Annotated in this window: 15 protein-coding genes and 1 riboswitch; of the genes, 12 read left to right on the forward strand and 3 right to left on the reverse strand. The window is 31.3% G+C overall.

From position 1 onward, the window contains the following. Nucleotides 1–49: 49 nt before the first annotated feature. Together L1S49_RS13490 and L1S49_RS13495 are read right to left on the reverse strand one after the other, a co-directional pair. On the reverse strand, nucleotides 50–1036 hold the full coding sequence (locus tag L1S49_RS13490) for an NADH:flavin oxidoreductase (protein ID WP_238905338.1): 987 nt from the start codon (nucleotides 1034–1036) through the stop codon (nucleotides 50–52). Nucleotides 1037–1048: 12 nt separating this feature from the next. Then, nucleotides 1049–2110 carry a lactonase family protein gene (locus tag L1S49_RS13495; RefSeq protein ID WP_238905340.1) on the reverse strand — a complete coding sequence of 354 codons (1062 nt, stop codon included), beginning with the start codon at nucleotides 2108–2110 and terminating at the stop codon, nucleotides 1049–1051. Between the two features lie 64 nt (nucleotides 2111–2174). On the opposite strand from L1S49_RS13495, the gene L1S49_RS13500 reads away from it, so the two are divergent. The 10 genes from L1S49_RS13500 to L1S49_RS13545 all read left to right on the forward strand — a co-directional run bounded on the left by L1S49_RS13500 (nucleotide 2175) and on the right by L1S49_RS13545 (nucleotide 12368). Then, nucleotides 2175–2885: a Crp/Fnr family transcriptional regulator gene (locus tag L1S49_RS13500; protein ID WP_238905341.1), complete on the forward strand. Its 711-nt coding sequence runs from the start codon at nucleotides 2175–2177 to the stop codon at nucleotides 2883–2885. An 18-nt stretch (nucleotides 2886–2903) separates the two neighbouring features. Further along, complete coding sequence (locus tag L1S49_RS13505; RefSeq protein ID WP_238905343.1) at nucleotides 2904–3320, forward strand: hypothetical protein; 417 nt, start codon at nucleotides 2904–2906, stop codon at nucleotides 3318–3320. Nucleotides 3321–3761: 441 nt separating this feature from the next. Next, nucleotides 3762–4460: an iron-sulfur cluster repair di-iron protein gene (gene ric / locus L1S49_RS13510; RefSeq protein WP_181601814.1), complete on the forward strand. Its 699-nt coding sequence runs from the start codon at nucleotides 3762–3764 to the stop codon at nucleotides 4458–4460. A 16-nt stretch (nucleotides 4461–4476) separates the two neighbouring features. Then, nucleotides 4477–5232: a DUF438 domain-containing protein gene (locus L1S49_RS13515; protein WP_238905345.1), complete on the forward strand. Its 756-nt coding sequence runs from the start codon at nucleotides 4477–4479 to the stop codon at nucleotides 5230–5232. 50 nt (nucleotides 5233–5282) lie between these two features. Then, nucleotides 5283–5400: riboswitch (FMN riboswitch) on the forward strand. Between the two features lie 198 nt (nucleotides 5401–5598). Beyond that, nucleotides 5599–6711, forward strand: coding sequence for a bifunctional diaminohydroxyphosphoribosylaminopyrimidine deaminase/5-amino-6-(5-phosphoribosylamino)uracil reductase RibD (gene ribD, locus L1S49_RS13520; protein ID WP_238905354.1), 1113 nt, complete (start codon nucleotides 5599–5601; stop codon nucleotides 6709–6711). After that, a complete protein-coding gene (gene ribE, locus L1S49_RS13525) occupies nucleotides 6692–7339 on the forward strand; it encodes a riboflavin synthase (RefSeq protein ID WP_238905356.1) in 648 nt (215 codons plus the stop codon). The genes ribD and ribE (L1S49_RS13525) overlap by 20 nt, the downstream gene beginning before the upstream one ends. Nucleotides 7340–7352: 13 nt before the next feature. Next, the gene (locus L1S49_RS13530; RefSeq protein ID WP_238905358.1) at nucleotides 7353–8552 is read left to right on the forward strand and encodes a bifunctional 3,4-dihydroxy-2-butanone-4-phosphate synthase/GTP cyclohydrolase II; all 1200 of its coding nucleotides are present in this window, start codon (nucleotides 7353–7355) and stop codon (nucleotides 8550–8552) included. A 19-nt stretch (nucleotides 8553–8571) separates the two neighbouring features. Then, nucleotides 8572–9036 (forward strand): 6,7-dimethyl-8-ribityllumazine synthase, encoded by a 465-nt coding sequence (ribE, locus tag L1S49_RS13535; protein ID WP_073020135.1) that lies wholly within the window; start codon nucleotides 8572–8574, stop codon nucleotides 9034–9036. 189 nt (nucleotides 9037–9225) lie between these two features. Beyond that, nucleotides 9226–9930 carry an ABC transporter ATP-binding protein gene (locus L1S49_RS13540; protein WP_343073979.1) on the forward strand — a complete coding sequence of 235 codons (705 nt, stop codon included), beginning with the start codon at nucleotides 9226–9228 and terminating at the stop codon, nucleotides 9928–9930. Beyond that, the gene (locus tag L1S49_RS13545) at nucleotides 9924–12368 is read left to right on the forward strand and encodes an FtsX-like permease family protein (RefSeq protein WP_238905362.1); all 2445 of its coding nucleotides are present in this window, start codon (nucleotides 9924–9926) and stop codon (nucleotides 12366–12368) included. The genes L1S49_RS13540 and L1S49_RS13545 overlap by 7 nt, the downstream gene beginning before the upstream one ends. A gap of 75 nt (nucleotides 12369–12443) precedes the next feature. Here L1S49_RS13545 and L1S49_RS13550 read toward each other — a convergent pair whose 3' ends face one another. Next, on the reverse strand, nucleotides 12444–12905 hold the full coding sequence (locus tag L1S49_RS13550) for a hypothetical protein (RefSeq protein ID WP_238905364.1): 462 nt from the start codon (nucleotides 12903–12905) through the stop codon (nucleotides 12444–12446). A 118-nt stretch (nucleotides 12906–13023) separates the two neighbouring features. On the opposite strand from L1S49_RS13550, the gene L1S49_RS13555 reads away from it, so the two are divergent. Then, nucleotides 13024–13671: an HAD family hydrolase gene (locus tag L1S49_RS13555; protein WP_238905366.1), complete on the forward strand. Its 648-nt coding sequence runs from the start codon at nucleotides 13024–13026 to the stop codon at nucleotides 13669–13671. A 119-nt stretch (nucleotides 13672–13790) separates the two neighbouring features. Continuing rightward, entirely contained in the window at nucleotides 13791–14891 is a 1101-nt protein-coding gene (locus tag L1S49_RS13560; RefSeq protein ID WP_238905368.1) for a GerMN domain-containing protein, read from the forward strand. Nucleotides 14892–15027: the final 136 nt, after the last annotated feature.

A 15027-nucleotide genomic window follows, 5' to 3' on the forward strand; every position in this document is an offset into this window, starting at 1 on the left:
GTAAAAAAAGCTTTGCATCAGCAGCTTTAAACTACTAATGCAAAGTTTTCTATTTTAAGCTTTCAGCGGCCTTTTTAGCCCATTCAGAGTCTTTATATATAGCTCTTCCCACACCAATAAGATCAGCTTTCTCTTCTTGTAAAAGTTTCTCTGCTGCTTCAGGGGTAACTATACCACCTGTAAGAACTACTGGAATAGATAATGCTTCTTTAAGAGCTTCAGTAAGTGGCCAGAAATAACCTTCTTCATTAGCTCCAGGAACAACAAATCCTCTAACTCCACCTGAAACATCTAGAATGTTTATTCCTGCCTTTTCAAACTCAACTCCAGCTACTAAGCTGTCTTCAATAGTAACTCCACCTTCTGTATAGTCCGAAGCACCTAATCTTAATAATATAGGGAAGTTTTCCCCCACAGCTTTTCTAACAGCCTCAATAACTTCAAGATGAATTCTTATTCTATTTTTTACATCTCCACCATAAGAATCAGTTCTTTTATTAGTTAATGGTGTAAAGAATTGATGTAGTAAATATCCATGAGCTGCATGAATTTCTACCCCATCGAATCCAGCCGCTTTTACTCTAGAAGCAGCTTCTCCAAAAGCTTTAACTATACCTTTTATTTCATCTACAGAAAGCTCTTTAGCTACAACACCTTTAGAGTTAGCAACAGAAGAAGGCCCTACTGAAGGGAAGCCAGTAACTTCCTCTGAGGTTTGAATTCCTGCATGGTTAATCTGCATAACAGCCTTTGAACCATTTTTATGGATGATATCAACTAAGGCTTTTAGTTTATCTATATCAACGCCTTCACTTACCGAAAGTTGATTTTTGTGAGCTTTTCCTTTAGGGCTAATATAGCTATGTTCTATTACAATTAGGCCTATATAACCTCCTTGAGATTTATCATCATAGTATTTTAATATATCTTCAGTAACATTTCCGTCCGGAGCTTTTCCAGTTGCCATAGGTGGCATAACTAATCTACTGTTTAAATTTAAAGAACCTATTTGTATTGAGTTAAATAATTTTGACATATGATACCTCCATTAAAGAAATTTTATGCAAACACCACTTGGAACAGTGTATTCTTGATCAAGTTTAGTCATTTTTCCAGTATTTTTGTCTCTAGAGAATATAGTCATATTATCGCTACCTTCATGAGGAACAATAACATAATTTCCTGTAGGATCTATGATGAAATCTCTAGGGTATTTACCTTTAGTTTCTGTTATTTCTACTAAAGATAAAAGAGAAGTTTCAGAATCTACAGCAAATACAGCTATAGAATCATATCCACGATTGGAAGTATATAAAAATCTTCCGTCAGATGAAATATGTATAGCAGATGCTTTGCTTTTACCATTAAAGTTTTCAGGTAAAGCAGATATCTTTTGAACAATTTCAAAAACATTATTAGAAGGATTATACTTTAGTACAAATACTTCAGAAGTTAGCTCACTAAGTAAAAAAGCAAAGTTTTTATTAGGATGGAAGGTCATGTGTCTTGGGCCAGAGCCACCTTCAAACTTTACAGTAAGAGAAGAATCCTCAACAAGATTCCCATCTTTATAATCATAAACTACCATTTTATCAATACCTAAATCTATGGCAAGAAGTTTTTCTTCATTAGGAGTAAGACCTACAAAATGAGCATGAGCTTTCTCTTGTCTATCCTTGTTTGGACCAGTTCCTTCATGAAAAACTCTAGATGAAGGATCACATAAAGAACCATCCTCATTTAATGGATAGCAGTTTATCTCACCAGTGTGATAATTAGCAGAAAATAAATAAGAATCATCTTTATTAGTAATTAGATGACAAGGGGAAGATCCAGGGAAAAGTTTATAGTTTAGAAGAGATAGGCTTAAATCATCTTTATTTATTAAATAAGCAGCAACTCCACCCATATCTCCATCTTTCATTACTGAATATAAATATTTTTTGTTTGATGATATAGCTATATAAGTTGGATTACTAAGCTCTCCAGCTACATTTATATTATTTACTTCTCCTAAATTTGCATTAAAAGAAAAATTATAAATACCCTTGCTATCACCTTTAGTATATGTTCCTATAAATCCTTTTAAAATTTCCGTGTTTATTTCCATAGAAAATACCTCCCATAAAATATATAATCTAATTATATCATAGTAAAAATTTGAGGTGACTACAATGAGAGAATGTAATTGTGGAAATTGTAAAAATGAATTATGCGTAAGGAAGGTTCCTATATTTTCATTTCTTTCAGATGAGGAACTACTTGCCATAAAAAATTTGACAGGACATAGAGAATATAAAAATGGTGAAGCTCTTTGTCATGAAGGGGAAAAATCAGAAACTTTATTTATAATAAATGACGGAAAAGTCAAACTTTCTAAAATAACTAAAGATGGTAAAGAGCAGATAATACATATTTTATCTAGTGGAGACTTCTTTGGTGAATTAAGCCTTTTTAATGAAGGAGAAACCCATAACTTCTCTGCATTTGCTATAAGTAAGGTGAAAATATGTACCTTAACTAAAGAAGATATGCACCAAATTATACTGAAGAATCCTGAGATTTCTTTAAAAATCCTTACTGAGGTTACAAAAAAGCTAGCTCAGACAGAAAATTTAGCTCAAACCTTAGCTACAAATGATGCTGAGATAAGAATAGCTCATATGCTTCTGGAATTTTCTAAAGACTATGGAGCAAAAAAAGAAGATGGTATAGAAATAAAACTTCCGATAAATAGAGAAGAGATGGCTAACTATACAGGACTTACAAGAGAAACTATAAGTAGAAAGTTATCTAAGCTTGAGGAATTAGAAGTAATTAAGATGGTTGGAAACAAAATAATCTTTATAAAGGATGAAGAAGGACTTAGGGATTACGTAGAATAATTATTAAGGAGGAGACCAGTGAAGAGAGGGTTTTATTTATTAATTGTTTTAATAATACCTTTAATTTTGACTTCATGCAGCTCAAAAGAACCTAAATTATCTATAAAAACGGACATAAAAACCTACATGTTAGAATTATCTTCAGTACAGGGAATTACAATGACTCCAGAGCTAGAGATAAAAGAACAAACTAAAGATATAGAATACACTTGGAGCACCACAGAGGGTGGGTTTATAAATACAATAAAAAATGAATCTAAAAAAGAAATAACTAATACAGGTGAAGCTGTATTATGGAGTCCAACTTTAGATACAAAAAAAGAAAAATCAAGTTTAATTGAAGTTACTTTAAAAGCAAAGAAAAATGATAAAGTTATAGCTGAAAGTAAAATAACCATCGAAGAAACAAAGGGAGTATATAAGGTAATTGAATAAAATAAATTTTAAATTTAAGTAACCAGCAAAATTTGCTGGTTACTTTTTTATGATTCTAATGAAACTCTTGAGAAGAAGAGTTTCTACACATCTATTCGGTAGACGCTCTTCTCAGCGTCAGTCTAATCATTTTTTTGAGAGAAGTCAAAAGGAATTTAATGGAGCTGAAGAACGCTCCTACAGAATAGAAGTGTACAAATTTAGAAACGTAGAAACGTACAAAATTAGAAGGAATTTAATGGAGCTTGGGAAGAAGCTCCTACAGGGCAGAAGTGTATAATTGCGCAATTGCGCAAAACATCAATTGCGCAATTGCGCAAAAGAGCAAAAGAATTTAAATTTTATAGCTTTTTTAAAATTGTGACTTGAATCATATTTTAATCTTTTAATACAAGTTATTATTAGTTCATAGAAAACAAGAATTTTTGGAGGGTGTTAAAAATGAGTAGAGTTATAAATGCGAATCAAAAACTTGGAGAGGTTGTTTCAATATTTCCTGATTCTAGTAAGATATTTAACGAAGTAAAGATAGATTATTGCTGTGGAGGACATGATAGTTTAGGTGCTGCACTTAAAGATAAAGGATTAAATGTTGATTTGTTTGTTGATAAGTTAAATGATGAATACGAGAAGTTTTTAGAAAGCAATAAAGAGTATAAGGATTGGAGAAAAGAAAAACCATTAGACCTAATAAAGCATATAGTAGATACACATCATCAATATACTTATAGAGAAATAAAAGAAATTGATGGACTATTATTGAAAATTTTAAAAGTACATTTTAACCATAATGGAGAAGAACTTCTAAAACTGCACAAACTATTTGGAAGTTTAAAAACTGAGCTAGAGGAACATTTAATTAAAGAGGAAGAAAATTTATTTCCACTTATGGAAGAGTATTTTTACAGTAAAGATGAAGTTAAAAAAGCAGAATTAATTAAATATATTGAGGAAACAGAATCAGAACATGATGGAGCTGGGGACATTCTTAAGGAAATGGAAGAACTTACAAGAGACTTTACTCCACCAGCAGGTGCTTGCACAACTTTTAAACTTGCATATCATAAGTTACATGAATTAGAAAAAAACTTGTTTATGCATATCTACAAAGAAAACAGTGTTTTATTTGAAATGATTTAATTAGGAGGGGTTTGAGATGAATAAAGAGAGGGTAGAAAACTTATCGCATATATTAAAGCGATTAAATACAGAAGGTGCCACAGAAGAAGTTAGAGGGGAAGCTTTAAAGATAGTAAAAGAAATCACTCCTATGGAATTATCTGTAGCAGAACAAAACTTAATTGAAGAAGGAATGAAACCAGAGGATTTAAGAGGACTATGTGAGATTCACATGGAAGTGTTAAAGGATGAACTTGAGAAGTTAAAGACAAAAATATATCCAGGACACGTAGTTAATACTATGGTGGAAGAACATGATGTTATATTAGGCTTTTTAACAGAATTAGAAGAGTTAAATAAAGCCATACAAGGGTTTAAGGACTATGATTCTACTAAGGAAGAATTCGCAAAAATTATAACTTTAGCAGATAATATATTAGAGGCAGAAAATCACCATCAAAGAGAAGAAAATGTATTGTTTTTAGAGATGGAGAAGGAAGGCATAACTGGACCTACTAGAATTATGAAGATGGAACATGAGGATTTAAGAGCTAAAAAGAGAAGGTTAAAATCTTTAGGAGAAAATATAAAGTATATTAATTTTGAGGCATTTAAAGCAGATTTAGATGAAACAGCTAAATACATTATATTTAACTTAAGAGATCATATATTTAAAGAAAACTATATATTATATCCATCAGCTTTAGAGGCAATAAAAGATGAAGCAAGATGGACAAATATGAAGGAAAAGTGTGATGAAGTGGGATATTGTGGATTTACTCCTAACTTTTAAAAGGTTGACATGATAAAAAATTAACTATATAATTTGTTTATAAAATTGTATAAGGTCTTCAGGGCAGGGTGAAATTCCCTACCGGTGGTAAAGCCCACGAGCTAATTTTTAGCATGATTCGGTGAAATTCCGAGGCCGACAGTAAAGTCTGGATGGAAGAAGATGAGTAAAAGGTATTATTAAGCTTACTTAATAATACGGCTATTTCGCATTTATAAGCTCTGAAATTTTAGGATTTCAGAGCTTTTTTATTTGTTGTAATAGGCTTTATTTACTTTTGGTTTGTTGTGCCCTGAGCGTTTGCTTGGGGTATTTTTTATTGTCTGAATCATTACTTGCCTTGAGATTTTTGTTAGGAGGAATGTTATGGATGAAAAGTTTATGAAAAGAGCACTAGAGTTAGCTAAGGAAGGAGAAGGAAAAGTAAATCCTAATCCTCAAGTTGGTGCAGTAATAGTAAAGAATAACAAAATAATTGGAGAAGGATACCATGAGTTTTATGGTGGAAATCACGCAGAGATAAATGCAATAAAAGATTCTAAGGAATCCCTTAAAGGTGCAACTATATACGTAACATTAGAACCTTGTCATCACTACGGCAAGACACCTCCATGTGTTGATTCCATTATAGAACATGGATTTTCTAAAGTTGTTATAGGACAAATAGATCCTAATCCATTAGTTGCAGGAAAAAGTATAGAAAAGCTTAAGAAAGCTGGAATAGAGGTTAAGGTTGGGGTCTTAGAAGAGGAATGCATAAAACTTAATGAAGTGTTTAATAAATACATTTTAAGTAATGAGCCTTACGTGCTACTTAAAGCAGCTATGAGTTTAGATGGAAAAATAGCCACAACTTCTGGGGAATCTATGTGGATAACTGGAGAAATTGCAAGAGAAAATGTGCATAAACTTAGAAATAAATATTCAGCCATTATGGTTGGAGTAAATACAGTTATTAAAGATAATCCTTCACTAACATGTAGAGTGCCTAATGGTAGAAATCCAATAAGAATAATAGTTGATAGTAAGCTTAGAATTCCAATAGACAGTAGGGTTTTAGATATTAGTAATGAATCCAGATGTTTGATAGCAACTACAAAAAAAGCTCCAAAAGATAAGATAAAACAATTAAAAGATAGAGGAATAGAGGTATTAATATTACAGGATAAAGATGAGCGAGTTGATATAAGGAAACTTATAGAAGAGCTTGGAAAATTAAAAATAGATAGTGTTTTGTTGGAGGGAGGAGGAACCTTAAACTTTTCTTTTCTAGAAGCAGGATTAGTAGACAAGGTAGAGTTTTATATAGCCCCTAAAATAATAGGTGGAGATAAGGCTAAAACACCAGTTGAAGGGGTTGGAATTGGAGCCTTAAGTGAATCTTTTAATATTAAGAACATATCAACAAAGTTTTTGGGTGAAGATTTATTAATTGAGGGATATTTAAGGAGGGGAAGGTATGTTTACAGGAATAGTTGAAGAAATAGGAACTGTTGTAGATTTTGAAGCCTCACAGAATGTTTTGAGAATAAAAGTACAAGCTTCTAAGGTCCTTGAGGAAACTTATTTAGGAGATAGTATAAGTACGAATGGGGTTTGCCTCACTGTTACAGATATAGGGAAAAATTATTTTTATGCAGATGTTATGGGTGAAACTGTTAGAAGAAGTAACTTAGGAACTCTTAAAAAAGGAGATAAAGTTAATCTTGAAAGAGCCATGGCTGCAAATAGCAGATTTGGAGGACACATAGTAAGTGGACATATAGATGGAAAAGGAAAGATAACATCCTATGAGAAAGAAGGAAATGCTGTTTGGATCACCATAGATGCTGATAGAGAAATCTTGAAATATGTTGTTGAGAAAGGTTCGATAGCAATAGACGGAATAAGTTTAACGGTAGCTTATGTTGATGAAAAGAAGTTTAAGGTATCTATAATACCTCATACAAGCGAAGAAACTACTTTACTTAAAAAGAAAATAGGTGAAGAAGTAAATCTTGAGTGTGATGTTATAGGAAAGTATGTAGAAAAGTTACTTGGATTTAACAAAAAGAATGATGAAAAGAAATCTATAACCATGGATTTTCTAATAAATAACGGATTCTAAGGGAGGGTTAGATATGTACAAATTTAATACTATTGAGGAAGCAATACAGGATATTAAAGAGGGTAAGATAATAATAGTTGTTGATGATGAAGATAGGGAAAATGAAGGGGACTTACTTATGGCTGCTGAAAAAGTAGAAGGTGAGCATATTAATTTTATGGCAACCTTCGGAAAAGGACTTATATGTGTGCCAGCAGAAGAAACTTTATTAAGAAAATTAGATATTAATGAGATGGTTGAAAAAAATACTGATAATCATGAAACTGCTTTTACTGTTTCTATTGACCATAAGGATACAACCACTGGTATTTCTGCATTTGAAAGAGCAGATACTATAAAACATTTATTAAATAAAGAATCAAAGGCAGAGGATTTTAGAAGACCAGGACATATATTTCCATTGATTTCAAAAAAAGGTGGAGTTCTAAAAAGAATAGGACATACAGAGGCAGCGGTGGATTTAGCAAAGTTAGCAGGATTTAAAGGCGCTGGGGTTATATGTGAAATAATGAAGGATGACGGAACAATGGCAAGAGTTCCAGACTTAATGGAATTCTCCTCAAAGCATAATCTAAAAATAATAACCATTGCTGATTTAGTAGAGTATAGAAGACATAGAGAAAAACTTATAGATAAGGTTGTAGAAACTTCAATGCCTACAAAGTATGGAGATTTTAAGATAGTAGGGTTTATAAATAAGTTAAATGGAGAACATCATGTAGCACTAGTTATGGGAGACGTAAAAGAAGGTGAGCCTGTTTTGGTTAGGGTTCATTCTGAGTGTTTAACAGGAGATGCCTTGGGTTCAAAAAGATGTGACTGTGGAGAGCAATACGATGCTGCAATGAAAAAAATAGCTGAGGAAGGTAAGGGAATTCTTCTTTATATGAGACAAGAAGGAAGAGGGATAGGACTTATCAATAAATTAAAAGCGTACAAGCTTCAAGATGAAGGATTAGATACAGTCGAGGCAAACTTAGCATTAGGATTTCCAGAAGATATGAGGGACTATGGTATAGGAGCTCAAATACTTAAAGAACTTGGAGCAACAAAGTTAAGATTAATGACTAACAACCCAAGAAAAATATCAGCACTTAACGGCTATGACTTAGAGGTAGTTGAGAGAGTACCAATTCAAATGAACCATAATGAAAAAAATAAATATTACTTAGAAACAAAAAAAGAAAAAATGGGTCACTTATTAAATATTTAAATATAAGGAGAGAATAAAAATGATAAATTATGAAGGAAATTTAGTAGCAGAAGGATTAAAATTTAGTATAGTTGTAGGAAGATTTAATGAGTTTATAGTATCTAAACTTTTAGGTGGAGCTATAGATGGACTTAAAAGACATGGTGTAAAAGAGGAAGATATTGAAATAGCTTGGGTTCCAGGAGCTTTTGAAATACCATTAGTAGCTAAAAAGATGGTTGAAAAAAATAAATATGATGGAGTTATATGTTTAGGAGCTGTAATAAGAGGAGCTACACCACATTTTGATTATGTATGTGCAGAAACCTCTAAAGGAATAGCCAATGTTTCTTTAAACTCAGGAATTCCTGTAATATTTGGTGTACTTACAACAGATAGTATAGAACAAGCTATAGAGAGAGCAGGAACTAAGGCTGGAAACAAGGGATATGATTCAGCAGTTTCAGCAATTGAGATGGCTAATTTATTAAAAGAAATAGGTTAGGAACATCATAAGAACCGATGTAATAAATAATTAAGAGTATATGTTTTAATATGAGGGTTAGCTTTAAATAGCTGACCCTTTATTTTATTAAATTTGTATTAAATTAGCGGCTAATATGTTTGCTTAAGAGTATAATATGAATAAAGTGATTACGTATTTATTAATATCTGTCTTATGGGAGGAGTAAAAGTGGAAAAATATATAGAATTAAAAGATGTTAAGAAAAGCTATAAAATGGGAGAAGTAGAGATAAAAGCAGTTGATGGTGTTAACTTTTCTATAGATAAAGGTGAATTTGTAATAGTTGTAGGGCCAAGTGGAGCAGGTAAGACAACTGTACTTAATATTTTAGGGGGAATGGATTTCCCAACCAGTGGAGAAATAACAGTAGATGGCAGTGAAATAGAGAAATATAATTCTAGGCAGTTAACTACCTATAGAAGACATGATATAGGTTTTGTGTTTCAATTTTATAACTTAGTTCAAAATCTTACAGCTATTGAAAATGTGGAATTAGCTTCTCAAATATGTAAAAATCCATTAGATCCAGAAAAAGTATTAGATCAAGTGGGGCTTAAGGAGAGAAAATTTAATTTTCCGGCTCAATTATCAGGTGGAGAGCAGCAAAGAGTTGCTATAGCTAGGGCGTTAGCTAAAAACCCTAAACTTTTGTTATGTGATGAGCCTACAGGAGCATTAGATTATAATACTGGAAAATCTATATTAAAACTTCTTCAAGATACTTGTAGAGATCATGGAATGACTATTATTGTTATTACTCATAACTCAGCTATTGCACCAATGGCTGATAAAGTAATAAAGGTGAGAAATGGAAAAGTTCATAGCGTAACAACAAATGATAATCCAATACCTGTAGAAAGGATTGAATGGTAGGAATGAAAAGAGCATATAGAAAAAATATATTAAAGGATATAACTACGAGTAAATCAAGATTTTTATCTATATTCATTATTGTAGCTATTGGGGTGTCCTTTTTTGCAGGGGTTAGAGCAACTAGCCCTGATATGAAAATTACTGCAGATAAGTATTTAGATGATAGCAATGCATCAGATTTAGATATTTATTCGGCTACTGGTTTCAAGAAGTCTGACATAGAGAAGGTAGAAAATACAGATGGAGTTGAGAAGGTTTATGCAGGTTATACTTTTGATGCTTTGGCTGTTAATGGGGAAAGTGAAATACCTATAAAAGTACATTCCTTAAAGATAGGAGAGGAAACTGTAAATAATCCTATATTAGTAGATGGAAAACTTCCAGAGAATAATGAGGAAGCAGTAACAGAGAAAAGATTTCTTGAAAAAGAAGGTTTAAAAATAGGAAGTTCAATAGAACTTAAAACAAAAAATGAAGTTAAGAAATTTAAAATAGTAGGGACTGTTAATTCATCTTTGTATATGAATAAGAGTCAAAGGGGAAATAATTCTTTAGGAAATGGAACTACTCAAGCTTTTTTTCAGATTGGTGAAGAAGCAGCCTATGAATTAGCCATTCCTAAGATGCCTAACATTCCTGGATTAGAAGTAGAAAAAATATATAATGAACTATCAGTAATAGTTAAAGATGCTAAGGCTGAAAATTATTTTACAGATAAATATAATGATATAGTTAATCCGGTAAAAGAAAAAATTAAGGATATAAATAAGGATTGGTACGTACTTGGAAGAGATACCAATATAGGAATAAGAGGGTTTAGCGATGATTCAGAAAGAATAGGAGCAATAGGTAATGTATTTCCATTAATTTTCTTTTTAGTTGCAACCCTTGTCTGTTTAACTAGTATGACTAGAATGGTTGAGGAGCAAAGAACCCAGATAGGAACATTTAAAGCCTTAGGATATGGAAAGGGATCTATAATCTTTCATTATTTCTTATATTCTTTTCTGGCAAGTATAGGAGGAAGTGTTTTAGGGGTATTAGTAGGCTTTAGACTTTTCCCTAATGTAATCTTTAATGCTTATAGAATCATGTATGAGATTCCTGACATTATATCACCTTTTAATGTAGAGTTAGCTGTTACTTCTACAATAGTTGCAGTTTTATGTACTACACTTGCGGCTATTTTTGCCTGTGCCAAGGAGTTAATAGCAGTTCCAGCAGTACTTATGAGACCTAGAACTCCTAAGGCTGGGAAGAGAATACTATTAGAGCGAGTAGGTTTTATATGGGGAAGGATGTCTTTCACCAGTAAGGTTACAGCGAGAAATATACTTAGATATAAGAAGAGATTTTTTATGACAATAATAGGTATATCAGGATGTACTGCATTATTAGTAACAGGTTTTGGACTTAAAAATTCAATTATGTCAATAACAGACAAACAATTTAATGAGATATATAAATATGACATGATTGTTCAGTTAAAATCGGAGATTGAGGAAAGTAAATTTCTTAATTTTAAAGAAGACTTAAAGGATTATAAAACCTTAGATAATACTTTGATGATTTTCCAAAAGAATATTGAAACAACTAATGAGAATGATAAGGAAGTGGACAGTTATTTATTTATACCAGAAAATAAGAGTGAAATTAAGAACTTCATTAAGTTAGCTCATAATAATGAAGACATTGAACTTCCCTCAGATGGAGTAGTAATTACTGAAAAGCTCTCTAAACTTTTAGAGGTGTCTAAAGGAGATAATATTGAGATAAACTTAAATGATAAAAAAGTTAAAGTAAAGATAAGTGGAATTACGGAGCACTATGTAATGAACTATATATACATGTCTCCAGAATATTATAAGGAGCTATTTGATGTCCCAGTTAAATATAATGGATTTGTAGGAACCACTACAGATAAGAGTAAAGATGGAGAAGACTTTTTATCTAAAGACCTTATGAAGAATACTGATATAGGTTCTGTTAGCTTTATAACAAATACCAGTGAACGTTTCCAACAGACTATGGGAAGCATAGATTCAGTGGTGGTGGTTTTAATAGTATCCGCTGCTGCATTAGCATTTGTAGTTATGTATAATTTAACTAATATAAACATAAGTGAAAGAATAAGAGAATTAGCAACCATAAAGGTTTTAGGATTTTATGATAGTGAGGTAGCTGCTTATGTTTATAGAGAAAATGTAGTTTTATCTATAATAGGAACCATCTTAGGATTATTTTTAGGTATAGGTCTACATAGGTATGTTGTAGTAACTGCAGAAATAGATATGGTAATGTTTGTCCGTACAATTAAAGCTATAGATTTTGTTTACTCAGCCATATTAACAATAATATTTTCAGGACTAGTAAATATAGTAATGTACAGAAGGCTAAAGAAAATAAACATGGTGGAATCCTTAAAGAGTGCAGAATAATCTTAAAAATAGATATAAATAGACTTATAAGATAAATTAAAGAGCTGTTTTTAACGGCTCTTTTTAATTAAATAATTACGCAGGCTGGGAGCATTCAATAATGTACCAAGAATTATTTTTTTCTTCTACAGTAAATGTAATTGGAGCCCTAGATCCACCAGCAAGATTATCTTTGGAATCTTTTATAATAATAGAATGGGCGACTTTTATTGATATCAATTCATTAGAATAACTTTGGGAAACTTCATCAAGATCTAACTCTATTTGGAAAGGACCCTCATAATACTCTAAGGCATAAGTGTGGTATATATTTGTTTTTCTAAACACTTCATAAGGCATATATTGAGACAAGGTTTCAGAATATCCCTTATCTGTAAGGAAAGCTTCTTTTATTATAGAATTGAAGGAGCTTGAATCTATATATTTAACATTAGTAGTTGAGTTGTTAATTTTAGAGTAGCTAGAGTCAATAAATAATATAGAAAAAATAAGAGCAATTATAAATAGGGGGATTTTAACTTCTTTATGCTTAAACATAATAACCTCCTCAATATATTCCATTTATTAACTAATATTATAGCATGTTAATAGATTGGAAGTTCACTAAAGATATATTTTATAATATAATATATACAAAATTAGGAGGTGATTGTTTTTGTTAAAGGTTGATAGCATTATTTTCGATTTAGATGGTACTTTATGGGATTCGCTAGAAACTTGTTTAGTGGCTTGGGAAGAAGCTTTAAATGCTTTTGAGTATATTAAAGAGCCAATAACAGCAGAGGATCTAAGAGGAGTATTTGGATTGCAGCATGATTTGATAGGAGAAAAATTATTTCCTTATTTATCAAAAGAACAGAGAGAAGAAGTCATAGAGTTATGTTATAAAGAGGAAATAAAATTAATAGCAAAACAAGGTGGGGCTCTATATGAGGATTTAGAAGAAACTATAAATAAACTTAAAGATGAGTATAAGTTATTTATAGTTAGTAACTGCCAGGCTGGATATATAGAAGCCTTTCTTGAATATCATAACTTAAAGGATTTATTTTTAGATTTTGAGTGTTCAGGAGCTACAGGTAAATCTAAAGCTGAAAATATAAAATTAGTAATACAAAGAAACTCTTTAAAAAATCCAGTTTACGTAGGTGATATCTTAGGTGATTATGAGGCTGCGAAAAAGAATAAAATACCCTTCATTTATGCTGAATATGGTTTTGGGAATATAGAAAAAGTTGAATACAGAATAGAAAATTTAAAAGGATTGCAGAATTTAAAAGAAGTATTGATAGGTCATAACTAGATGGTTACGGCCTGTTTCTGTGTAAATGATTACTGAGGAAATTTGACCAAAATCCCCCTATATATTAATATTATAGTATAGAGTAATTTACTATAAATTAAAGAAAAGAGGGATGAAAGATGAAAAAGATTATTTGTGCCATTATGTTATCTCTTTCTGTATTATTTATGTTTGGATGCAATAAAATAAGTGCAGCTGATAAAGATAATAGTAGCCAAAATGACACTGTTAAACCTGATACTGACAATCCCGATAATGAAGAAACAAAGGATAATGGGGGTACTGCTTATAGCATAAAGGATATATATCCTTTTAATGATAATGTGGTATATGAGTATGCAGGAAACGGAAATGAATATGCTAAATACACAGTATGGGTAGATTATATAGATAATAATAGAGCTCAAATCAGAAAAAATAATGGAGGGACAGAGCTTGTAACTGTATTAGAAAATAAAGATGGAGAGCTTAGATCAGTATTATCTCGAGAAGAAACTTATTTTAGAGAAAACTTTACAACAAAACAAGGCAAAGTAGAAGAGGTTTTTTTAAAGGAACCTTTAGTTAAAGGGACTTCTTGGACAGCACCAGATGGAAGTAAGAGATATATCTCTAACACAGAAGTTGAGATAACAACTAATGTAGGTAAGTTCAAAGCATTGGAAGTAACAACTGAAGGTAAAAACTATAAGAAGTTAGACTATTATGCAGCTAAAAATGGATTAGTTAAAACTGTATATACTTCACAAGGTTCAGAAGTAACTTCAACTTTAGATGAGATTAAAAAGGATACTCCATTAGTTCAAAATGTTAGAATATATTATCCTAGCGGAGATGAAATGAAGCTTTATTATGTGGAGAAACAATTAAGCTTTAAAACAAATGATATAACAAGATTAACTTTAGAGAAACTATTTAAAGAAGTACCTAAAGATAATGTAGGCAGTTTACTAGGCCCAAATGTAAATATAAAGAGCTTATATTTAAATAATGGAGTTGTTTATGTTGATTTTTCAGAAAATCTTGTTAAAGAAATGAATGCAGGGTCAAGTTATGAACTAAATATACTTCAAGGGATAACCAATACTTTAGGAGCATATTATGGAGTAGATAAAGTTTATATAACTATAGAAGATAAACCTTACAGTTCAGGTCACATATTAATGAAAAATGGTGAAACTTTCAGTGTGAGCTTAGGTAATTCAGAGAAATTAAAATAATTAATATAGAGCCATCTCAAAAATAAATTGAGATGGTTCTTTTATAAATTGGAATTAAATTGAAATTAATATATAATGTATATATCAAATTAACATAATAACAGCAATAATTTAGGATAAGGGGGACGATGACAGT

The organism is Clostridium sp. YIM B02506, assembly GCF_022324845.1.
GTDB lineage: Bacteria > Bacillota > Clostridia > Clostridiales > Clostridiaceae > Clostridium_T > Clostridium_T intestinale.